Origin of the sequence: Microbacterium sp. TPD7012 (genome assembly GCF_003075395.1) — a bacterium.
Taxonomy (GTDB): domain Bacteria; phylum Actinomycetota; class Actinomycetes; order Actinomycetales; family Microbacteriaceae; genus Microbacterium.
The window spans coordinates 348246-368719 of the sequence record NZ_QDFV01000002.1; the positions used below are offsets into that span (position 1 = coordinate 348246).

Below are 20474 nucleotides of genomic sequence, written 5' to 3' on the forward strand. Positions count from 1 at the left end.
CCCGCCCACGACCGGCGTAGTCTGCAGCGATGACCACCGCCAAAGACGCCGCGCGCGCGGCCCAGCGCTCCGACGGGTTCCGCCGGATCGCTCGTGTCGGCTTCGTCATCGTCGGGGTCATCCACATCATCATCGGATGCCTCGCCGTCTCGCTCGCCGTGGGCGCCGGCGGCGACGCCGACCAGGACGGCGCCATGGAGCAGGTGCGGCTGAGTCCCGTCGGTGGGCTGCTGCTGGGTGTGATCGCGGCGGGGCTCATCGGCCTCGCCGGGTGGCAGATCGCGAGCGCCTTCCTCGCCTCCGACCCGGCGGACACGAAGAAGTGGGGCAAGCGGGTCAAGTTCTTCGGCATCGCCCTCGCCTATCTCGTCATCGCCGGGATGGCCCTCATCGTCGCGTTCGGCGGCCGGGTCTCCTCCGAGAAGGCCTCGCAGACCCTCAGCGAGGTGATGCTCGCGGCACCCGCCGGCGTCGTCGTGCTCGTCATCATCGGACTCACCGTGAGCGGGGTGGGCGTCGGGTTCGTCGTGAGCGGCTTCACGCGCGGTTTCGAGAAGCTGCTCGATCTGCCCTCCGGTGCCGAGCGCGGCGGCATCGTGACCTTCGGAGTGGTGGGCTACATCGCCAAGGGCATCGCGGTGGCGGTGACCGGCGTGCTGTTCGTGGTCGCCGCGTTCACGAACGACCCCGAGAAGTCGGCGGGTCTCGACGGTGCCCTGCGCAGTCTGGTCGCACTCCCGCTCGGACCGGCGATCCTCTGCGCGGTGGGCGTGGGGCTCGCCGTCTACGGGCTCTTCTGCATCGCACGCTCGCGCTACGCGCGGATGTAGTCGCACACGGGGATCAGGTGGTCGCCGGCTTCTCGCTCCAGACGAGGAGGAAGGCGCCGAGGCCGATCATGAGGGCCCCACCCGTCGCGCCCATCGCCTCGATCCGGCGCGGGGACCGTCCGAACCAGTCGCGTGCCGCGCTGGCCAGAAGCACCCAGACGGCATCGCAGGCGACGCCGATCGTCACGACGATCACCCCGAGCACGAAGAGCTGCGCCGGGACGGAGCCGGCGTGCAGGTCGACGAACTGAGGGAGGATCGCCAGGAAGAAGGCGATCGACTTCGGGTTCGTGACGCCGACCACGAAGCCCTCGAGAAGCAGCCGCGGACGCGAGCGCTGCGGCTGCGCACCCGACATCGCGCTCGCCGCGTCCTTCCGGTGCCTGATCGCCTGGATGCCGAGGAACACCAGGTACCCGGCGCCGAGGACCTTCACGATCGTGAACAGCACCGCCGACTGCGCGACCACGGTGCCGACACCCAGGGCGACGGCCACCACGAGCACGATCGAGCCGACGGCCGTGCCGAGGATGCTGAGGAAGCCGCCCAGGCGCCCCAGCGCCATCGCGCGCCCGATCGTGAACAGCACGGTCGGACCGGGGATGACGACCATGACGAAGGCCGCGATGATGAAGGTCACGAGGGTCTCGGCGCTGAACATGGTGCGAGCTTACTGTCACGGATCGTCGAGGTGCCCGGTCATAGCCGACAGAGCGGGCGCATTCGGCGCCCCCCTTCACGGAAGGAATCCCATGTCGAAGATCGTCGTCATCGGAGGCACCGGTCTGATCGGATCCAAGGTCGTCCGACTGCTCGCCGAACACGGACACGAGGCCGTCGCCGCATCGCCCAACACCGGAGTCGACACGCTCACCGGAGCCGGGCTCGCCGAGGCTCTCGCCGGCGCATCGGCGGTGCTCGACGTGTCGAACTCGCCGTCCTTCGCCGACGCCGATGTTCTCGCCTTCTTCACCACGGCGACGGGCAACATCACCCGGTTCGCGTCGGAGGCAGGCGTCGGTCACTATGTCGCGCTCTCGGTGGTCGGAGCGGAGCGCATGACCGACAGCGGATACATGCGCGCCAAGGTCGAGCAGGAGCGCCTGATCGCGGACTCGGGGATCCCATACTCGATCGTCCATGCCACGCAGTTCTTCGAGTTCGTCGGCGCGATCGCCGGAAGCGCGACCGTGGGCGACGAGGTGCGCCTCTCCTCGGCTCTCATCCAGCCCATGGCCGCGGACGACGTCGCGACGGCCGTCGCCCGCGCCACCGTCGGGTCGCCGACGGGCGGGATCACCGAGGTCGCCGGTCCCGAGCAGTTCACCCTGGCGGACTTCGTGCGGACCGGACTGACGTTCCGCGAAGACCCGCGACCGGTGGTGGTCGACCCCGACGCGACCTACTTCGGCGAGCGGCTCACGACCGAGATGCTGCTCCCGGGCTCCGGGGCGCAGATCTTCGAGACGCGCTTCGCCGACTGGCTGCCGCTGAATCCGCCGCCCACGCGCTGACAGCTCTCCACGACGAAGGGGCCGGGATCCTGATGGATCCCGGCCCCTTCTGCATGCTTCCCGCACTTCGACTGGTCCCGTGCGGGGACGTCAGCCCCTGCCGACCTGCCAGTCGTGGAAGGTCCGCGTCGAGAGGGTCGCGTGGGCGCCGGGGAGGAGGTCGCGCGGCGCCAGGGCAGCACCGAAGTAGGTCGCCAGGGGGTCGGCGACGATCTCGCGCTCGTCGTGTCGGAAGCGCAGCTCGCGCTGTGCGAGATCGGCGATCGCGTGCTCCTCCGGCCCGCCGAACTCGATCATGCCGTTGCGGGGTGCGTCGAGCGCCGTCGCGACCACGGCCGCGGCGACGTCGTCGGCCGCCATCGGTCGGATGAGCGCGTCGGCGAGGCGGGCGGTGTCGTGGATCGTCGCGGCGTCCGTGATGCTCCGGATGAACTCGTAGAACTGCGTGGCGTGGACGATCGAGTACTCCCGGCCGGAGTCGCGGATCAGCTGCTCCTGCAGCTCCTTCGCCCGGAAGTAGCCGCCCTCGGCGCGCGAGAGGCGGTCGGTTCCGACCACCGAGAGCGCGACATGATGACGGATGCCGGCAGCCGCACCGTAGCTCAGCAGGTTCAGAGTCGAGCCGTAGAAGAACTCCAGAGCTCCCGCCGGGTCGGTGTACGAGGAGTTGGAGACGTCGATGAGCGTCTCCGCACCCTCGAGCGCGTCGGCGAGGCCTTCCCCGGTGAACGAATTCACCCCGGTCGCGCGCGCCGCGGCCAGCGCCTGGTGACCCTGCATGCGGAGCTGCTGCACGACGCGGGCGCCGATGAGCCCTGTTCCGCCGATGACGACGATGTTCATGGTGACTCCCTCTGGGGCGCGGATGCGATGAGAGTGATGTCGCCCCACAGCTAGGTCCGCGCGGCACCCGCGATTGTGACGGGTGCGCGCCGACTCTGCTCAGGAATCCCAGTGCCGCAGCTTGTCCGGGTTGCGGACCGACCACAGCGTCACGATGAGCCCGCGCCGTGCGACCGCGCTGACGGTCGCGACGACCTCGCCGTCGCGCCGCGCCACGATGCCCGGTGCGCCGTTGATGCCCACGACCGCGAGGTCGGGCGGATACGACAGCAGCTCGACCGCCGCGACGTCGCGACCGATCAGCTCGCCGCCGAGGTCGAGCGGACCGCCGTCGACGACCATCGTCACCTCGGCGTCGAGCAGCCTCCGGATCCCGGCCGCATCCTTGACGATCATCGCGGTCGCGAGCGCAGCGACGAGCTCCGCGTCCTGCACGCTCTCACGTCGTCGTCGCCACCACCGAGACGGACGTGTCGTCATCCCCGAACCAGCTCGGCGTTGCCGAGCTTGTCCGGAGCCATGACCCAGAGCACCTGTTCGATGCCGTCCTCTCCCGTGACGACGGTGACCAGCGTCGTCACCTCGCCGTCGACGAGGAGAGTCGCCGCAGGTTGGCCGTTCACCTCGACCCAGCCGATGGTCTTCCCCGTCCAGAAGTGATCGGCGAAGGCGGCGGTGAACTTCGCGACCCGCGTGCGGCCGAACATCGGGATCCGGGCGGCGAGCTTCACCCCGTTGCCGTCGGTGTAGCTGACCACGTCGGCGGCGAAGATCGATTCGAGGGCGCTCACGTCGCCGCGCTGTGCGGCGGAGAGGAAGGCCTCGAGCAGTCGGCGCTGCTCGCTCTTGCTCGCCTCGGCCTTCCGCGCCGAGGCGAGGTGACCGCGGGCGCGGCTCACCAGCTGCCGGGCGTTGACCGCCGTCGACGAGATGACCTCGGCGATCCGCGGGTAGGGGTAGTCGAAGGCCTCGCGCAGCACGTAGGCCGCGCGCTCGGTGGGGGTGAGCTTCTCGAGCAGGATGAGCACCGCGTACTGCAGGGCCTCGCCCTTCTCGGCCCCGAGAGCGGGGTCGTCGTCGGTGTTGACCGGTTCCGGAAGCCACGGACCGATGTAGGTCTCGCGCCGCGAGTGCGCGGACTGCAGGGCGTTGATGGAGAGCCGGGTGGTGATCGTCGCGAGGAAGGCGGCGGGTTCGCGGATGTCGGCGCGATCAGTGTTCTGCCAGCGGATCCAGGTCTCCTGCACCATGTCCTCGGCATCCGAGACGGTGCCGAGCATCCGATAGGCGATGCCGAAGAGTCGCCGCCTGTGTGCATCGAAGACGGCGATCGCGTCGTCCAGCTCGGTGATCGGCTCCTGCTGCATGCGGCTCCACCCTTCGTGGTCATCGTACGCGCGCCGTCGCGCACGCACCTGTCTCCAGCTGCGACCGGACAGCGGCCGGATCCGTGACACCAGCTGTGACCGGACAACTCTCGGATCTGTGACATCGCCCCGTCCGCGCCGTCAGGTGGGAAACTGGAACGATGAGTAATTCGCCCGCAGTCGACGTGATCGCCCCTCTGAGCGAGGCCGAGGTCCGCCGCATCCGCGAGGACTTCCCGATCCTGCAGACGCAGGTGCAGGGGCATCCGCTCGCCTATCTGGATTCGGGGGCGACCTCGCAGCGGCCGCTCGCCGTCCTGGATGCCGAGCGCGCGTTCGCGACGACCATGAACTCCGCCGTGCACCGCGGCGCTCACACCCTGGCCGCCGAGGCGACCGAGCTCTTCGAGGACGCCCGCAGCACGGTGGCGCACTTCGTGGGCGCCGACGACGATGAGATCGTCTGGACCTCGAATGCCACCGAGGCGATCAACCTGGTGGCCTACTCGCTGTCGAACGCGTCCGTCGGCCGCGGGGGAGCGGCGGCCGGACGACTGCGTCTCCGCGAGGGCGACGAGATCGTCACGACCGAGATGGAGCACCACGCCAACCTCATCCCGTGGCAGGAGCTCGCCGCCCGCACCGGTGCGACGCTCCGGGTGATCCCGCTGGATGACGACGGCGCCCTCCGCCTCGACGTCGCGGCCGACCTCATCACGGAGCGCACGAAGCTCGTCGCGTTCACGCACGTCTCGAACGTGCTCGGCGTGATCAATCCGGTCGATCAGCTCGTCGCGCTCGCCCGGGGGGTCGGAGCGCTGACTCTGCTCGACGCCTGCCAGTCGGCCCCGCATCTGCCTCTCGACGTGCGCGCGCTCGACGTCGACTTCGCCGTGCTCTCCGGCCACAAGATGCTCGGCCCCACGGGCATCGGCGCGCTGTACGGTCGGCGTGCGCTGCTGGAGGCCATGCCGCCGTTCCTCACCGGCGGCTCGATGATCACCACCGTCACCACGACCGAGGCCGAGTACCTTCCGCCGCCGCAGCGGTTCGAGGCCGGAACGCAGCGCGTCTCGCAGGCGATCGCGCTCGCCGCCGCGGTGGACTACCTGACGACTGTCGGGATGCCGCGCATCGCGGCCCATGAGGCGGCGTTCGGTCGGCGACTCGTCGACGGACTCGCCGCGATCGACGGCGTGCGCGTCCTCGGCGCCGGTATCGATCTGCCGCGGGTCGGGCTCGCGAGCTTCGACGTCGCCGGCATCCACTCGCACGACGTGGGCCAGTACCTCGACGACCTCGGCATCGCCGTGCGCGTCGGGCACCACTGCGCCCAGCCGTTGCATCGCCGCCTCGGCGTCACCTCGTCGACGCGGGCGAGCACCTATCTCTACACGACGGATGCCGAGGTCGACGCGGTGATCGACGGCGTCGCCGGCGCGATCGACTTCTTCCGGAGGGGCGCATGAGCGATCTGCAGAATCTGTACCAGGAGCTGATCCTCGACCATTCCCGCACGCCGCACGGGTACGGGCTGCGTGACGAGATCCCCGCGCAGTCGCATCAGGTGAACCCGACGTGCGGGGATGAGGTGACCCTGCAGGTGCACCGCGCCGCCGACGGGACCGTCGAGGCGATCGCCTGGGAGGGGCACGGCTGCGCGATCTCGCAGGCCTCCGCCTCTCTGCTCGCCGAACTCGCGGAGGGTCTCTCGGTCGAGCAGCTCGAGATCCGGATCGCGGCGTTCCGCGAGGCCATGCGCTCGCGGGGGAAGATCGAACCCGACGAGGAGCTGCTGGGCGACGCGGCCGCGCTCGGCGGGGTCTCGAAGTACGTGGCCAGGGTCAAGTGCGCGATGCTCGCCTGGGTCGCCGCCGAGGACGCGCTGACGCGGAGCTGACTCCGCGCGGGACGCGGTCACACGGCGTCACGTCCGGGAATAGCCCCGGCGCTGCGGCGTTGCCCCGAGCATGACAACTCTCGGAATCATCGGTGCAGGACACATCGGCAGCCAGGTCGCGCGGGTCGCGGTGGCGAACGGCTACGACGTGGTGATCGCCAACTCGCGCGGCCCGGAGACGCTCGCCGACCTCGTCGCAGAGCTCGGACCGCGGGCGACCGCGGCGACCGCGGCAGAGGCGGCGACGGCCGGCGATGCCGTCGTCGTGACGGTGCCCCTGCACGCGATCGATCGCCTGCCGGTCGAGGAGCTGGCAGGCAAGATCGTCCTCGACACCAACAACTACTACTTCGAGCGGGACGGCCACATCGAGGCGCTCGACAAGGGCGAGACGACGACGTCGGAGCTGCTGCAGCGCCAGCTTCCCACCTCGAGGATCGCCAAGGCGTTCAACCACATCTACGCCGCCGCGATCACGAGCGAGGGGACCCCGGCCGGCACCCCCGACCGCCGGGCGCTCGCCACCGCGGGTGACGATGCCGAGGCCGTGGCCTTCGTCACGCGCTTCTACGACCAGGCCGGGTTCGACACCGTCAACGTCGGACCGCTCAGCGAATCCTGGCGCGTCGAGCGCGACCGTCCGGCGTACGTCGTGCGGCAGAACGCCGAGGAGCTCGAGGCCAACCTCGCGATCGCGAACCGCCTGCCCTGAACGGCGGCCCCGCCGCCCGTGGTCCCCTCCCGTCACGGTTGGGATACCAAAAGTTGGTGAACCGTCGTCCAGGTGAGAGAATGCGGACATGACGGCGGCGGGGGCGACCGGCGAACTGGAGTCGGTGAGGGTGACGCGTATTCTGCGCGACGACATCGTCCTGGGCCGACGCCTTCCGGGATCGCGACTCGTCGAACGGGACATCGCGGCCGAGCTCGATGTCTCGCGCCTCCCGGTGCGTGAGGCCATCCGCACGCTGGTCTCGGAGGGTGTCGTCGTCGCGCGACCGCGCAGCTGGGCCGTCGTGCGGGAATTCACGCAGCGCGACATCAGGGACTTCGCCGAGGTGCGCGAGTCCGTCGAGACGCTCATCTTCGTGTTCGCGGCCGAGCGACATGATGAAGCCGGCATCGTGCGACTCCGGGACGTGTATGAGCGGGAGCTCGCCGCCGCGCAGGCTGGTGACGCGGAGGCCGCCCGGATGGCGGCCGGGGAGTTCCACGAGGTCGCGGCCGTCCTCGCCGGGAACGACATGCTGTGCGAACTGATCGACGTCTTCGCGACACGTCTGCGCTGGCTGTTCGGGCAGCACGACGATCTGCTGGCGATGGCGGCCGAGCACCGCGCGATCCTCGAGGCCATCAGCGCCCGCGACACGGATGCGCTGCGCCGCATCGTCCCCGAGCATCTCGCGAGCGGCCAGCTGGCGGCCCAGCTGCGGCTCGCGGACAACGACGTCGTGATCTGACCCGGCGACGCGCGAGCGGCGACGGGGTGGGTCGGCCCGCGCCCCAGTTGTATATTGGGCACATCGGAACGGTTCCGGAGCTGTCGCGATTGCCCTGGGGAGCGAGATGCGGAATCTTGCTGTCGTCGTCGGAAGCCTGCTGCTGGTCGGCGGAGCCGTCGTCGTGATGGTCGCCGATCAGGAGCGCGCCTCGGCCGTCGCCGAGGTGAAGGCGCAGATCGAGCAGGTCGAGCAGGAGCTCGATGCGTCGCGCGGCGAGAACCTCGAGCTGGCCGAGAAGCTCACGACGTTGCGCTCTCAGATCGCCGAACAGGACGCCAAGCTCGCCGACACCACCGGATTCCTGAAGTAATGCGCCGGATGCTGGCGGTCATGGTCGTGTCCGCGATCCTGCTCTGCGCCGGCATCGCGGCGCGCGCCGCCGGACTCGACCAGGAGCGGGCGGAGGCCGTCGCTGAGCTCCGTGCGCTGGCAGCCCAGTCGCACTCCGCCGCGCAGCGCACCGACTACCTCGAAGGCGCCGTCGACCGGGCCGAGCAGGACGCGGAGGATCGTGCTGCCGTGCTGGAGGTGCGCCCGGCATTCGTCACCGAGCTCGCGGGGTTGAGCGCGGCGCTCGACGGGGCGCAGGGGAAGGTCGACACCGCGACGCATCTCGCGTCGGCGCTCTCGACACAGCAGACGGTCCTCGCGGAGAAGGCGGATCCCGCCACCGTGGTGGCGGCGACGGCGACGATCCACGCACTGACCGCCAAGGTCGGCTCCGAGGTGGCGAGCTGGGAGTCGGTCCAGGCCGCGCAGTATGCCGGCCCCGACGGCCCCCCGTGGGCGACGAGCGGTCCGGGCGGCTACGCCAGGGTGCGCGCGGCTCTCGACCGCGTCGGGGGTGCGGGTGTGGGTCTCTACGAGTCGTCGTCCTGCGCCGGTGGGAGCGCGCCGGCCTGTGCGAACAGCAACGGGTACATCAAGTACCGCGCCGATGTCGCCGACTGGGACGAGGGGCGGTTGAACTGGGCGATGGCGCACGAGCTCGCGCACATCTACCAGTTCCGCGTCTGGGGCTCCCTGACCTCGTCGTCGGCGTACGACTCGATGTTCGGGTCCGATCCCGAGTTCCTGGCGAACTGTATGGCCGTGGTCCGCGGCTATCCGGGCTCGGTCGGCTGCGACGGCGATCAGCAGGCCTGGGCATCCGGGATCTGGGTCGGCGCGGTCCAGTGACCGCTCTGTCGCGCGGTCAGGCGACGGGCGTCGTCGTGTCGATCGCCGCGCGCAGGGGCCGGCGCATCGCCCGCCAGTAGCCCGACGGCGTGGCGCGCACCAGCACGTCGATCAGGCGGGCCTCGCGCCCGACCATCGTGCGCGCCGCGCGGCGCTCCGTCGCGCGGATGATCCGGGCCGCGGCATCCGTGGGCTCGGTGTGGTACATCGCCGCCTGCGCGGCGGCGGCTCGCGCGGCGACATCGGGATCGATCGCCGCGGCGTAGCGGCCGTGCAGGATGATCCCGGTGCGCACGCCGGCGGGATACACCGCGCCGACCGAGACCGTGCTGCCCTCGAGCTCGTGCCGCAGCGCCTCGGAGAACGCCCGCACCGCGAACTTGCTCATCGCGTAGGGGATCCGTCCCGCGGGAGCGGCCAGGGCGTAGACGCTGGCGAGGTGGGTGATGTGCGCGGCGGGGACTGCGCGCAGCGCCGGGAGCAGCGCCTTGGTGACCGAGACCGTTCCCCAGAGGTTGACGTCGGTGAGCCAGCGCATCTCCTCCATCGTGAGCTGGTCGAGGGTGCCCAGCATCGACGAGCCGGCGCAGGTGATCAGCGCGTTGATGCGCGGGTGCACGCCCGTGATCTCCGCGACGCCGGCGAACACGGCGTCATCGTCGCGGAGGTCGATGACGTGCGTCGTGACCGTGGACCCGCGCAGCCCGTCGGCCAGCGCCGACAGGGCCGCCGCGTCGTGGTCGATCAGCGCGAGATGCGCTCCGCGGGCCGCGAGGAGTCGGGCGATGTCTGCACCCATGCCGTTCGCCGCCCCCGTGATCACGGTGGTGCTGCCGACCAGGTCGAGATGCTTCATGCGGCCTCCTGCGGACGCGTCACGGGTCGCACCGGGCGAATGTCGGACCGATGGGGGATGCTGAACCGGTACCCATTCTCACCCACACCGCTCCGGCGGCATACCGGTACGCTCGAGGAGAGGAGGTCGCGGTGGGACGAACAGCGGATGCCATCGCCGAAGGCGTTGCGATCGCGACCGCTGCCGCGCGCCTCGCCGTGAAGAACCACATCCTCGTCGGCACCATCGCCGAGGACGGCGTCTTCGACACCGACAAGTACATCGCCGATGCCAGGGAGGCGCTCGGGGCGATGGCCGCCGAGGCCGAAGAGGCCGCTGCGAACGTGACCGCCCTGCGCAAGCGCGCTCGCGGTCGTCACTCCGATCCGCACGGCACCCACGACTACCGCGACCGCGATGTGCGCAACCTCCGCCGACGGGCCAAGCAGTCCACCGGCGTCGCCGTGAAGCTGCGCGAGATCATGCAGGACCGGCAGCGGCTGAGCGTCATCGTCGAAGAGGCGCGCGAGGCCGCCTGGGCCGACGTGCGGCACAACCTCGACCGTCGCCTACGGGTGGAGGGCATGCGTCCTGACCAGGATCCGGAGTACGGCAAGATGCGCGAGGCGCGCATGCAGGCGCTCCGTCTCGTCGACCTCCAGGCACTGTCGTCCGAGCAGCGTGCACGGGCGAAGCGCCGCAAGAAGCAGGAGACGGCCGACGCTGCGTCGGAGTGAGGCCTCGTTTCGCTTTCGCGTCGGGACTGTTGTAGGCTTATCGTCGGCCCGCTGAGCTTCACCGCAGCGCGAGTCATGCGCCCGTAGCTCAATGGATAGAGCATCTGACTACGGATCAGAAGGTTAGGGGTTCGAGTCCCTTCGGGCGCACACTGTGTTGAGACAGTGACAGAGACCCCGTCGCGAAAGCGACGGGGTCTCTGCTTCGTCCGGGGTCTCGCGTGCGACCGGGCGGTGCTCCCGACCCGCTCATCAGCCCACGACGCCGATCCCGCTGAGCGCCTTCTGGTCGAGGGGTGCATCCGAGGTCACGGCATCCACCAGGGCCAGCGTCGCCTGCGCCGAGAGACGCGGACCCTCCGGCCCCCGGATCCCGGTGATGGTCGGCAGCGGAGCGAGGATCAGTCCCGCATCGACGAAGCCGAGATGGGCGACGCCGTCGAGCGTCACGCGCTCCGCATCCCCGTGCGCGAGGAAGCCGTTCACCGCGGTCTCGTACTCCGGGTTGGGGTCGCTGTCTCCCGCGACGAGGAAGACCACGGGACGGCCGAGGTCCGTGCCGGCGGGGGAGCGCGGCATCCCGTCGATGTCGATCACGCCCCGGATCCGATCGTCCATCCGTGCGGCCTCGACCGCGGCGGCGCCGCCGAGCGAATGCCCGGCTGCGATGATGAGCGACGGATCCGCATGGTCGAGCGCCGGGAGCCCGGCGTCTCCTCGATCGATCCGGTCGATGACCGCGCTGATGTCCTGCGCGCGGATCGCCGCCGCGGCGTCGGCTGCGGCCTGGTCACACTCGTCATCTCCGGTCGCGACGAGCTCGCTGTCGGCCGTCGAGCCGTCGGCCAGCTCGGCGGATGCCGAGTCGTAGGGGTGATCGAGCGCCACGACGATGATGCCGTGGCTCGCGAGCTCCTCCGCCCACGAGGTCATCAGCCATCGGGTGCTCCCCGAGCCCGGTGATGCGACGACCACGGGGAAGCGGCCGTCGGTCGGAGGGGCATCCTCGGTGGCGTTGGCGCGAGCGCGGGCGACGCCGTCGAACATCAGGGCGGGCATGCCGTACTGGGCGGCCAGCCCGCCGGTGAGCTCATCCACTCGTCCTCGATCGGGGAGGTAGGCGGCGGCCTCGCCCGAGGCGGAGGCCGGGTACCAGACCGTGGCCGGGATCGATCGGGATTCGCCTTCGCCCCCGTCGCCGCCGCGCGCATCGCGGGTGTCGTCTATCCACACCGTCGACCCCACACCCACGGCCTGCGGGCCGGACGGCACGGGCACCCGCAGCGGTGGCAGTCCCCACGCGGCACCGGCGACGATGACGAGCGCGGCCACGACGACGACGGATGCCGCACGGGACAGCACCGTGAGCCGGCCGGACCGCGCCCACACGGCGAGACCGGCGACGAGCGCACCGCAGACGGTCAGAGCGATGACCTGCCAGCGGTCGCCCTCCACCCACCACGCGACGCCGAGAAGGATGAACGCCGCACCGCCGACAACCGAGACCGGAGTGAGGGAGCGCTTGCGTGTCGTGAGCGCGGTGAGGAGGGTGGCGATGAGGCCGACGGCCACCGCGATGTCGAGCCAGGGCATGTATTCCACGCTAGGAGCCGGCGCCTGCGCGGGTCGTCATCCTCGGGGTGGAATCCGATACCTCGGGAGGATGAGCCGGACCGCGTCAGAGCAGGCTCGTGATCGCCGGGTCGCGGCGGGCGACCTCGGCGGCGGTCGACAGGATGACCTTCCGCATGGCGGCCACGGCGACGGCCGGCGTCACGTCCGATCGGTGTGCGAGGCTCACGATCCGCGTCATCATCGGATGCGTCAGCCGCACTGATCGCAGCGCCGGCTGGTCGAGCAGCACCATCGCCGGCACCACCGCGACGCCGAGCCCGCGCTCGACGAAGCGCAGCACGGCGTCCATCTCGGCGCCCTCCAGCACATGCGTCGGTGTGAGCCCCACCGAGCGGAAGGCGGCGTCGGTCGTGGCGCGCAGCTCGTAGGTCTCGTCGAGCGCGATCAGCGGGAGGGTGGCGAGATGCTCGAGTCCGATCGCGGGTGTCACCGCCACCGGTGGCCGGGATGCCGCGGAGACGACGACGAGCTCCTCGGTGAGCAGCGGTGTGCGCGTGAGACTGAACCCCGATGGCGGCGGTCCGTCCGATTCGGTAATCAGCGCGATGTCGACGGCGCCGACGGCGAGCTGCTCCACGAGAAGGCGCGAGCCGCTCTCGATGAGGTGCAGATCGACGTCGGGGTGCGCGGAGTGGAAGACGCTGATCGCCTCGGCCACGAGACTGATGCACAGCGTCGGAGGAGCCCCCAGTCGCACGCGCCCGCGGCGCAGGCCCTGCAGCTCGTCCATCTCCTCGCGGATGGCCTCGGCCTCGGCGAGCATCCGCTGAGCGCGGGGGAGCAGCGTCTCTCCGGCGGAGGTGAGAGCGATGTGACCGCGTGCGCGATGGAACAGCTCGGCCCCCAGCTCGCGCTCGAGCGTCGAGATCTGGCGGCTCAACGACGGCTGCGCCAGGTGCAGGTGCTCGGAGGCGCGGGTGAAGTGGCCGAGCCGGGCGACTTCGACGAACCCGCGCAGTTGCTCGAGATTCATGACCATAGCCTACCTGCATGGTTCGAAGTCGAACTATGCATTGGAGTTATTAGGATCGCCTAACTAGCGTGAAATGCATGAGTACACGCGAACGTCAGATCTCCACCACCGTCCTGGTCATCGGGACCGGTGGTTCCGGGCTGCGGGCGGCGATCGAGGTCGCCGAACACGGCATCGACGTCCTCGCCGTCGGCAAACGCCCCCGACAGGATGCCCACACCTCCCTCGCCGCCGGCGGCATCAACGCCGCGCTCGGCACCATGGATGCCGATGACAGCTGGCAGCAGCACGCGGCCGACACGATCAAGGAGAGCTACCTCCTCGCCAATCCGCACACGGTCGAGATCGTGACGCAGGGCGCCGAGCGCGGCATCCGCGATCTCGAGCGCTGGGGCATGGACTTCGCGCGCGAGGACGACGGCCGCATCTCGCAGCGTTTCTTCGGCGCCCACACCTTCCGTCGCACGGCCTTCGCCGGCGACTACACGGGCCTCGAGATCCAGCGCACGCTCGTGCGCAAGGCCGAGCAGCTCGAGGTGCCGATCCTCGACCACGTCTACATCACGCGTCTGCTCGTGCGCGACAACGTCGTGTTCGGCGCCTACGGCTTCGACCAGGCCGACGGCACCCGGTACCTGATCCACGCGGATGCCGTCATCCTCGCCGCCGGCGGGCACAACCGCATCTGGCGTCGCACCTCGTCGCGTCGCGATGAGAACACCGGCGACTCGTTCCGCCTCGCGGTCGACGCCGGGGCCCGGCTGCGCGACCCGGAGCTCGTGCAGTTCCACCCGTCCGGCATCATCGAGCCCGAGAACGCCGCCGGCACGCTCATCTCCGAGGCGGCACGCGGTGAGGGCGGCATCCTGCGCAACGCGCTCGGCGAGCGGTTCATGGAGAGGTACGACCCGGAGCGGATGGAGCTGTCGACGCGTGACCGCGTCGCTCTCGCCGCCTACACCGAGATCGCGGAGGGACGCGGCACCGAGAACGGCGGCGTCTGGCTCGACGTCTCGCACCTGCCGCGCGAGACGATCATGACCCGGCTGCCCCGCGTCTACCAGACGATGATGGAGCTGCAGATGCTCGACATCACGACCGATCCGATCGAGATCGCCCCCACGGCGCACTACTCGATGGGCGGCGTGTGGGTGCGGCCCGAAGACCACCAGACCGACGTCGACGGACTCTACGCGATCGGCGAGGCCTCGAGCGGACTGCACGGCGCGAACCGCCTGGGCGGCAACTCGCTCATCGAGCTGCTCGTCTACGGGCGCATCGTCGGGCAGGCGGCCATGGCGCACGCGGCAGGGCTCGATGCACAGCGGCGCTCGCCGGAGGCGGTCGCTCAGGCACGCGCCGAGATCGCCGATCTCCTCGCCGCCGACGGCCGCGAGAACGTCCGGGCGCTGCAGCGCGCGATCCGCAACCTCATGACCGAGTACGCCGGCGTGGTGCGCTCGGAGGACGGGCTGCGCGCGGGGCTCGCCGACCTCGACATGATCGAGGGGCGCATGGAGGACGTCGGCATCCACCCCGACATCGCCGGATTCCAGGATCTCGCGCACGCGTTCGATCTCAAGGCGTCGGCGCTCGCCGCTCGCGCCACGCTCGAGGCGGCGCTGGAGCGACGGGAGACCCGCGGATGCCACAACCGCAGCGACTTCCCCGACAACGACCCGACGCTGCAGGTGAACCTCGTGTGGAGCCCGCGTGACGGCGTGACCCGGGAGGCCATCCCGGAGATCCCGGCCGAGATCGCCGAGCTCATGCGCGAGGTCGACACCGAGGGCAAGCTCGTCGAGTAGATTCGACGCTTCGACAGGCTCAGCGACCCATCCCCGGATCCCTGAGCCTGTCGAAGGGCCCGCCTCTGGGTCCCTGAGCCTGTCGAAGGGCTCAGCCGGCCTGCGGCTCTTCCGTGTCGATGACCCCGATCCCGACCGCCTCATGGTCGGGTTCGGGGTCATCGCGCTTCGGGGCCTTCGGCTCCTCGCCGGGGTTCTTCTCGGTGCTGGGCTCCTCGAGCTGCTCCGTGGTCGGAATCTCCTCCGGGTCGGCCTGCTCGGGTGATTCGGCCTCGGCAGGGGTCGTCGCCTCGCCGGATGATTCGGCGTCATCCGTCGTGTGCACCTGCTCCGGCGTCTGCGCGTTCACATCCTCCACCTCGGCCGCGGGTGCGGATTCCTGGTCTGGCGTGCTGTCGGTCATGATGGCCCCTTTCGCGATGTGGTCGCGATCAGGATGCCCCGGCGCCCACCCCCGCTGAAGGGGCTTGACGGACGCCAGGTTAACGGGGGTGAACCGAACATCGGAATGCGGCGTAGCCTGGACCTGTGACTGCGTATGTCTCGGCCTTCGACCTCTTCTCCATCGGAGTGGGACCTTCGAGCTCCCATACGGTCGGACCGATGAGGGCGGCTCTCGCCTTCGCGCAGCGGCTGGACGCGAGCGGCGCGCTGGACCGCGTCGCCCGTATCGGCAGCACGCTCTACGGCTCCCTCGGCGCGACCGGGATCGGCCACGGCACACCGGATGCCGTCGTCGCCGGGCTCCGCGGGCTCTCGCCGGAGACATGCGACCCCGCCGAAGTCCGCTCGGCGTGGACCGCCTACACGCCCGGCGAGCCGCTGAGGCTGAACGGCGTGCACGAGGTGGCCTTCGCGAAGGAGGACATCGTCTTCGCACCGCGCACGCGGCTCCCCGGCCACCCGAACGCCATGACCATCACCGCGTGGGACGCCGACGGCGGTGTCGTCGCCGAAGACACCTACTACTCGATCGGCGGGGGCTTCATCCGCCGCGACGGCGAGGAGGCGAGGCTCACGACCGGCAGCTTCCCCTACGCGTACACGGATGCTGCGTCGCTGCTCGCCCTCTGCGACGAGAACGGGCTGTCGATCGCCGAGCTCGCGCGACTCAACGAGTCCTCGGTGCGAAGCGAGGACGAGGTCGCCGCGGGGCTCGATGCGATCTGGAACGCGATGTCCGCCTGTGTCGACGCGGGGCTGCATTCCGACGGCGTCCTGCCGGGGATGCTGAAGGTGAAGCGTCGCGCCGGCACGATCCGCGCGCAGCTCGAGGAGTCCGAAGCCGACGGGCACCGTGAGCTCCCGGGCGAGTGGCTCGGTGCCTTCGCTCTGGCCGTCAACGAGGAGAACGCGGCCGGCGGTCGCGTCGTCACGGCTCCGACCAACGGTGCGGCGGGCATCCTCCCTGCGGTCGGCATGTACTGGTGGCGGTTCATGGCCGACTCCGGGCTCGGAGCCGGCAATGCCGTCACCCCCTACGGAGAGCTGGTCGGCAGCGCCCTCCTCGGCTTCGGCGCGGAGGCCTCGCTGGTCGCGGTCGGCGCGATCGACGACCCCGACGCCCTCGCGGAGGCGAACCGCCGCCGCGGCATCCGTCGTTTCCTGCTGACGGCGACGGCTCTCGGATCGCTCTTCAAGGCGAACGCGTCGATCTCCGGGGCGGAGGGCGGATGCCAGGCCGAGGTCGGCTCCGCGTGCGCGATGGCGGCCGGCGGCCTCACCGCGATGATGGGCGGCACGAACCGCCAGATCGAGAACGCGGCCGAGATCGCGATGGAGCACCACCTCGGCCTCACCTGCGACCCGATCGGCGGGCTCGTGCAGATCCCGTGCATCGAGCGCAACGCGATCGCCGCCTCGACTGCGGTCACCGCCGCGCGGCTCGCGCTGCGCGGCGACGGCAGCCACTACGTGTCGCTGGATGCCGTCGTCGAGACGATGCGTCAGACCGGGGCCGACATGTCGACCAAGTACAAGGAGACCAGCGAGGGCGGCCTCGCGGTCAACGTCATCGAGTGCTGACCCCTCCCGTCTCGCCGAGCGCTCCCCTTGTGTACGAGCGGCCCCTCGGTGCGCGCCCTCACGGGGGCCGCTCGCATGAGAAGGGGTGGGTCGCCTTTGTCGGGAGTCGCGATTAGTCTCCCTGAGTGAGCGGATGCCGGGGGAGTGAGCATGACGGGTGACTTCTGGCTGCCGACCTCGCGTCGACGAAAGCAGCAGCCCGTGGTCTCGGTGCAGCCTGCCGATGACGCTCCCGAGGCGGGCACCGACTGGCCGACGAACATCCCCGCGGTGGCGCAGGTGCTCCGAGAGGGACTCGAGCTCGACCCGGGGGTGACCTTCCTCGTGGGAGAGAACGGCAGCGGCAAGTCGACCATCGTCGAGGGCATCGCGATCGCCTACGGCCTGTCGCCGGAGGGCGGTTCGCGGCAGGCTCGGCATCGCACCCGCCCGACGGAGTCGCCCCTGTCGGACTGGCTGCGTCTGCAGCGCGGCGTCGGCGCGAATCGCTGGGGCTTCTTCCTGCGAGCCGAGACGATGCACTCGTTCTACACATATCTCGAGGAGAACCCGTCGACCCGCGGGCCCGACGTCCCGTTTCACGAGATGAGCCACGGAGAGTCCTTCCTCGCGCTGCTCGACAGCCGCTTCGACGATCCCGGCTTCTACTGCCTCGACGAGCCGGAGGCGGCGCTGTCGTTCAACTCGACGCTCGCGTTGATCGCGGTGCTCCGGCGGATCGCCGACGAGGGCGGGCAGGTGCTCTGTGCGACGCACTCACCGGTGCTCGCCGCGCTTCCCGGAGCCCGCATCCTCGAGGTCGGAGACTGGGGGATCCGGCCGACCGAGTGGGACGATCTCGAGATCGTGAACCACTGGCGCTCGTTCCTCGACAGTCCCGATCGCTACCTTCGGCACCTGCTCGACTAGCGGTGGTGGCGGCGTCGTAGGCTGGCGGGCATGACCGAGCAGAAGCCGCTGCGTCGTCGCGGGCGCCCGCGGGGTGGTTCCGATTCGCGAGAGCGGATCATCGGGGCGGCCGTCGACGAGTTCGGCGAGCAGGGGTACGACGGCGCGACCGTGCGCTCGATCGCCGCGCGCGCCGGCGTGGATTCGGCGCTCGTGCACCACTACTTCGGCACCAAGGCCGACCTGTTCGCGGAGGCCGTCGGCATCCCGCTCCGTCCGGACATCGACGTCCCCGGCATCGTGAGCGGGCCCCGAGACGAGGTCGGCGAGCGCCTCGTCCGCTACGTTCTCGAGGCGTTCGAACAGCCCGACATCCGCCGTCGCGGTGTCATGCTGATGCGCACGGCGATCGGCAGTCGGCTCACGACGCCGCTCCTCGCGGGCTTCCTCTCGCGGGAGTTGATCGGTCGGATCGCGAAGCAGCTGGGAGTGGGCGATGCCGAGCTGCGCGCGACACTCGTCGCCTCGCAGATCGCCGGGCTCCTCCTCACGCGCTACGTGCTCAAGATCGCGCCCATCGCCGCGGCATCCGTCGATGAGCTCGTCGCCCGCATCGGCCCCACGGTGCAGCGCTACCTCTTCGCCTGACCCCCGCCCCACCCCGCCGCGGTCCCACCCACCCCGCCGCTGCCGCACCCCCGCCCCGCGCCCGCGCACAGCTTCGGAGACAGCATCCGCCGCGCCGGTGTCGGCGGAGGATCGCGCGTGTGTCGCCCCTCCGAAGCTGTGCGGTGGGTGTCGGCATCGTTGACGTGCTCGGGTCCGAGGCGCATAATTCATCACATGATGAATAACTCGGCTGTCGAGATCTCACAGCTGCGTGTGCGGCGGGGAAGCACGCACGTGTTCGACGGCATCGACCTCGCGATCCCGCGGGGGCAGATCACCGGACTGCTCGGGCCGTCGGGGTGCGGCAAGACCACGCTCATGCGCACGATCGTCGGCGTGCAGAAGATCGCGTCCGGCGAGGTGATGGTTCTCGGTGAGCCCGGTGGATCCCGCCAGCTGCGCCGACGCGTCGCATACGGGACCCAGGGTGCCGCGGTCTACGGCGACCTCAGCGTGCGACAGAACCTCGTCTACTTCGCTGCCCTGCTGAAGGCGCCGAGATCCGACGTCGACCGCGTGATCGACGAGGTCGGGTTGGGGCCGCAGAGCGGTCAGCTGGTCGATTCGCTCAGCGGCGGGCAGGCCACTCGAGTGTCGCTCGCGATGGCGCTCATCGGCTCGCCGGAGGTGGTCGTGCTCGATGAGCCGACCGTCGGTCTCGATCCCGTGCTGCGCGCCGAGCTCTGGGGGCTGTTCCGCGAGCTCGCCGATCGGGGGGTGACCCTGATCGTGTCGAGTCACGTCATGGACGAGGCGCTCCGCTGTGACCGTCTGCTGCTGATGCGCGAGGGCCGGATCATCGCCGACACGACTCCCGCGGCCCTCCTGCAGGACACCGGCACCGCCGACCCGGAGGCCGCGTTCCTGGCGCTCATCGAACGTGACCGCGAGGTGTACGGCGACACGCGTCGATCCCGCAGGGATGCACGCGATCACCACGAGGAGGCGGGGCGGTGAACGGCCGTCGGATGCTGGCCACCGCAGGTCGCGTGCTCGCGCAGCTGCGGCACGACCCACGATCCATCGCGCTGATGCTCGTCGCACCGAGCCTTCTCGTCGGACTCTTCGCCTGGCTCTTCAGCGATCAGGACGGGGTGTTCGACCAGTTCGGCGGCGCGATCCTGGCGCTCTTCCCGTTCGTCGTGATGTTCCTCGTCACGTCGATCACGACGCTGCGCGAGCGCAGGTCCGGCACGCTGGAGCGATTGATGACGACGCCGCTCGGCAAAGCCGACTTCATCCTCGGCTACGCACTCGCCTTCGGGCTGATGGCGCTGCTGCAGGCCGTCATCACGGTGTCGTTCGCGGTGGGCGTGTGCGGGCTCGACGTCGACGGCCCGCTCTGGCAGCTGGGCCTGGTGGCGGTCGTCGACGCGCTGCTCGGCACGGCCCTGGGGCTGCTCGCGAGCGCCTTCGCCCAGACCGAGTTCCAGGCCGTGCAGTTCATGCCCCTGCTGGTGTTCCCGCAGATCATCCTCGGCGGACTGTTCATGCCGCGCGACCGGATGCCCGATGTGCTGCACGCGATCTCCGACTGGCTGCCGTTGAGCCACGCTATCGACACGATCAACGCGGTCGCGGCGGGTGACGACGGGTGGGACGTGTTCGGGCCGCTGCTGATCGTGGTCGCCTTCGCGGTCGGTGCGCTGGTGCTCGCGTCCCTGACTCTGCGGCGGCGCACGCGCTGATCGACCCTGCCCGTTCACAATTCAGCAAGAACGCCGCAGAACGCGGCCAGACGGACCGGTTTCCAGGGCGCGCGCGCATAA

The 20474-nt window shown here is 70.3% G+C and carries 23 protein-coding genes and 1 tRNA gene; 16 read left to right on the forward strand and 8 right to left on the reverse strand.

Going from position 1 to position 20474, the window contains the following annotated elements; genetic code table 11:
- The first annotated feature begins 29 nt into the window (after positions 1 to 29).
- On the forward strand, positions 30 to 830 hold the full coding sequence (locus tag DC434_RS05620; protein ID WP_116634303.1) for a DUF1206 domain-containing protein: 801 nt from the start codon (positions 30 to 32) through the stop codon (positions 828 to 830).
- Positions 831 to 843: 13 nt separating this feature from the next.
- On the opposite strand, the gene DC434_RS05625 is transcribed toward DC434_RS05620, so the two are convergent.
- Positions 844 to 1491: a LysE family translocator gene (locus DC434_RS05625; protein WP_116634304.1), complete on the reverse strand. Its 648-nt coding sequence runs from the start codon at positions 1489 to 1491 to the stop codon at positions 844 to 846.
- Positions 1492 to 1582: 91 nt separating this feature from the next.
- On the opposite strand from DC434_RS05625, the gene DC434_RS05630 reads away from it, so the two are divergent.
- Entirely contained in the window at positions 1583 to 2344 is a 762-nt protein-coding gene (locus tag DC434_RS05630; RefSeq protein ID WP_116634305.1) for an SDR family oxidoreductase, read from the forward strand.
- A gap of 90 nt (positions 2345 to 2434) precedes the next feature.
- Here the strand turns inward: DC434_RS05630 and DC434_RS05635 are convergent, their stop codons facing one another.
- The 3 genes from DC434_RS05635 to DC434_RS05645 form a co-directional block, all read right to left on the reverse strand.
- On the reverse strand, positions 2435 to 3187 hold the full coding sequence (locus tag DC434_RS05635) for an NAD(P)H-binding protein (protein WP_116634306.1): 753 nt from the start codon (positions 3185 to 3187) through the stop codon (positions 2435 to 2437).
- A 99-nt stretch (positions 3188 to 3286) separates the two neighbouring features.
- The gene (locus DC434_RS05640) at positions 3287 to 3667 is read right to left on the reverse strand and encodes a siderophore-interacting protein (protein ID WP_133192778.1); all 381 of its coding nucleotides are present in this window, start codon (positions 3665 to 3667) and stop codon (positions 3287 to 3289) included.
- Positions 3664 to 4554 (reverse strand): RNA polymerase sigma-70 factor, encoded by an 891-nt coding sequence (locus DC434_RS05645; protein WP_116634308.1) that lies wholly within the window; start codon positions 4552 to 4554, stop codon positions 3664 to 3666. The genes DC434_RS05640 and DC434_RS05645 overlap by 4 nt, the downstream gene beginning before the upstream one ends.
- A 161-nt stretch (positions 4555 to 4715) precedes the next feature.
- Here DC434_RS05645 and DC434_RS05650 point away from each other — a divergent pair, with 161 nt between their 5' ends.
- From DC434_RS05650 to DC434_RS05675, 6 genes are all read left to right on the forward strand, one after another.
- Positions 4716 to 6023: a SufS family cysteine desulfurase gene (locus DC434_RS05650; protein ID WP_116634309.1), complete on the forward strand. Its 1308-nt coding sequence runs from the start codon at positions 4716 to 4718 to the stop codon at positions 6021 to 6023.
- On the forward strand, positions 6020 to 6454 hold the full coding sequence (sufU, locus tag DC434_RS05655) for a Fe-S cluster assembly sulfur transfer protein SufU (RefSeq protein ID WP_116634310.1): 435 nt from the start codon (positions 6020 to 6022) through the stop codon (positions 6452 to 6454). The genes DC434_RS05650 and sufU overlap by 4 nt, the downstream gene beginning before the upstream one ends.
- A 70-nt stretch (positions 6455 to 6524) precedes the next feature.
- Positions 6525 to 7166: an NAD(P)-binding domain-containing protein gene (locus tag DC434_RS05660; RefSeq protein WP_116634311.1), complete on the forward strand. Its 642-nt coding sequence runs from the start codon at positions 6525 to 6527 to the stop codon at positions 7164 to 7166.
- Positions 7167 to 7254: 88 nt separating this feature from the next.
- The gene (locus DC434_RS05665; protein ID WP_116634312.1) at positions 7255 to 7914 is read left to right on the forward strand and encodes a GntR family transcriptional regulator; all 660 of its coding nucleotides are present in this window, start codon (positions 7255 to 7257) and stop codon (positions 7912 to 7914) included.
- 106 nt (positions 7915 to 8020) lie between these two features.
- Positions 8021 to 8266 (forward strand): hypothetical protein, encoded by a 246-nt coding sequence (locus DC434_RS05670; RefSeq protein ID WP_116634313.1) that lies wholly within the window; start codon positions 8021 to 8023, stop codon positions 8264 to 8266.
- Positions 8267 to 8286: 20 nt separating this feature from the next.
- Positions 8287 to 9135: a hypothetical protein gene (locus tag DC434_RS05675; RefSeq protein ID WP_243408828.1), complete on the forward strand. Its 849-nt coding sequence runs from the start codon at positions 8287 to 8289 to the stop codon at positions 9133 to 9135.
- 16 nt (positions 9136 to 9151) lie between these two features.
- Here DC434_RS05675 and DC434_RS05680 read toward each other — a convergent pair whose 3' ends face one another.
- Positions 9152 to 9991, reverse strand: coding sequence for an SDR family oxidoreductase (locus DC434_RS05680; protein WP_116634315.1), 840 nt, complete (start codon positions 9989 to 9991; stop codon positions 9152 to 9154).
- Between the two features lie 131 nt (positions 9992 to 10122).
- Here DC434_RS05680 and DC434_RS05685 point away from each other — a divergent pair, with 131 nt between their 5' ends.
- Positions 10123 to 10707, forward strand: a complete 585-nt coding sequence (locus DC434_RS05685) for an asparagine synthase (RefSeq protein WP_116634316.1) — start codon at positions 10123 to 10125, stop codon at positions 10705 to 10707.
- A 77-nt stretch (positions 10708 to 10784) separates the two neighbouring features.
- Positions 10785 to 10857 (forward strand) — tRNA-Arg (locus DC434_RS05690).
- A gap of 102 nt (positions 10858 to 10959) precedes the next feature.
- Here DC434_RS05690 and DC434_RS05695 read toward each other — a convergent pair.
- Both DC434_RS05695 and DC434_RS05700 read right to left on the reverse strand, forming a co-directional pair.
- Entirely contained in the window at positions 10960 to 12300 is a 1341-nt protein-coding gene (locus DC434_RS05695) for an alpha/beta fold hydrolase (RefSeq protein WP_116634317.1), read from the reverse strand.
- Between the two features lie 85 nt (positions 12301 to 12385).
- Positions 12386 to 13315 (reverse strand): LysR family transcriptional regulator, encoded by a 930-nt coding sequence (locus tag DC434_RS05700; RefSeq protein ID WP_165808004.1) that lies wholly within the window; start codon positions 13313 to 13315, stop codon positions 12386 to 12388.
- Positions 13316 to 13392: 77 nt separating this feature from the next.
- Here DC434_RS05700 and DC434_RS05705 point away from each other — a divergent pair, with 77 nt between their 5' ends.
- Positions 13393 to 15123, forward strand: a complete 1731-nt coding sequence (locus DC434_RS05705; RefSeq protein WP_116634319.1) for an FAD-binding protein — start codon at positions 13393 to 13395, stop codon at positions 15121 to 15123.
- A 91-nt stretch (positions 15124 to 15214) separates the two neighbouring features.
- Here the strand turns inward: DC434_RS05705 and DC434_RS05710 are convergent, their stop codons facing one another.
- Positions 15215 to 15526, reverse strand: coding sequence for a hypothetical protein (locus tag DC434_RS05710; RefSeq protein WP_116634320.1), 312 nt, complete (start codon positions 15524 to 15526; stop codon positions 15215 to 15217).
- Positions 15527 to 15651: 125 nt separating this feature from the next.
- On the opposite strand from DC434_RS05710, the gene DC434_RS05715 reads away from it, so the two are divergent.
- The 5 genes from DC434_RS05715 to DC434_RS05735 all read left to right on the forward strand — a co-directional run bounded on the left by DC434_RS05715 (position 15652) and on the right by DC434_RS05735 (position 20393).
- Positions 15652 to 17148: an L-serine ammonia-lyase, iron-sulfur-dependent, subunit alpha gene (locus DC434_RS05715; RefSeq protein WP_116634321.1), complete on the forward strand. Its 1497-nt coding sequence runs from the start codon at positions 15652 to 15654 to the stop codon at positions 17146 to 17148.
- 150 nt (positions 17149 to 17298) lie between these two features.
- Positions 17299 to 18057 (forward strand): AAA family ATPase, encoded by a 759-nt coding sequence (locus DC434_RS05720; RefSeq protein WP_116634322.1) that lies wholly within the window; start codon positions 17299 to 17301, stop codon positions 18055 to 18057.
- A gap of 30 nt (positions 18058 to 18087) precedes the next feature.
- Positions 18088 to 18684: a TetR family transcriptional regulator gene (locus tag DC434_RS05725; protein WP_116634323.1), complete on the forward strand. Its 597-nt coding sequence runs from the start codon at positions 18088 to 18090 to the stop codon at positions 18682 to 18684.
- Positions 18685 to 18879: 195 nt separating this feature from the next.
- Positions 18880 to 19662, forward strand: coding sequence for an ABC transporter ATP-binding protein (locus tag DC434_RS05730; RefSeq protein WP_207769911.1), 783 nt, complete (start codon positions 18880 to 18882; stop codon positions 19660 to 19662).
- On the forward strand, positions 19659 to 20393 hold the full coding sequence (locus tag DC434_RS05735) for an ABC transporter permease (RefSeq protein WP_207769912.1): 735 nt from the start codon (positions 19659 to 19661) through the stop codon (positions 20391 to 20393). Before DC434_RS05730 ends, DC434_RS05735 begins: the two co-directional genes overlap by 4 nt.
- Positions 20394 to 20474: the final 81 nt, after the last annotated feature.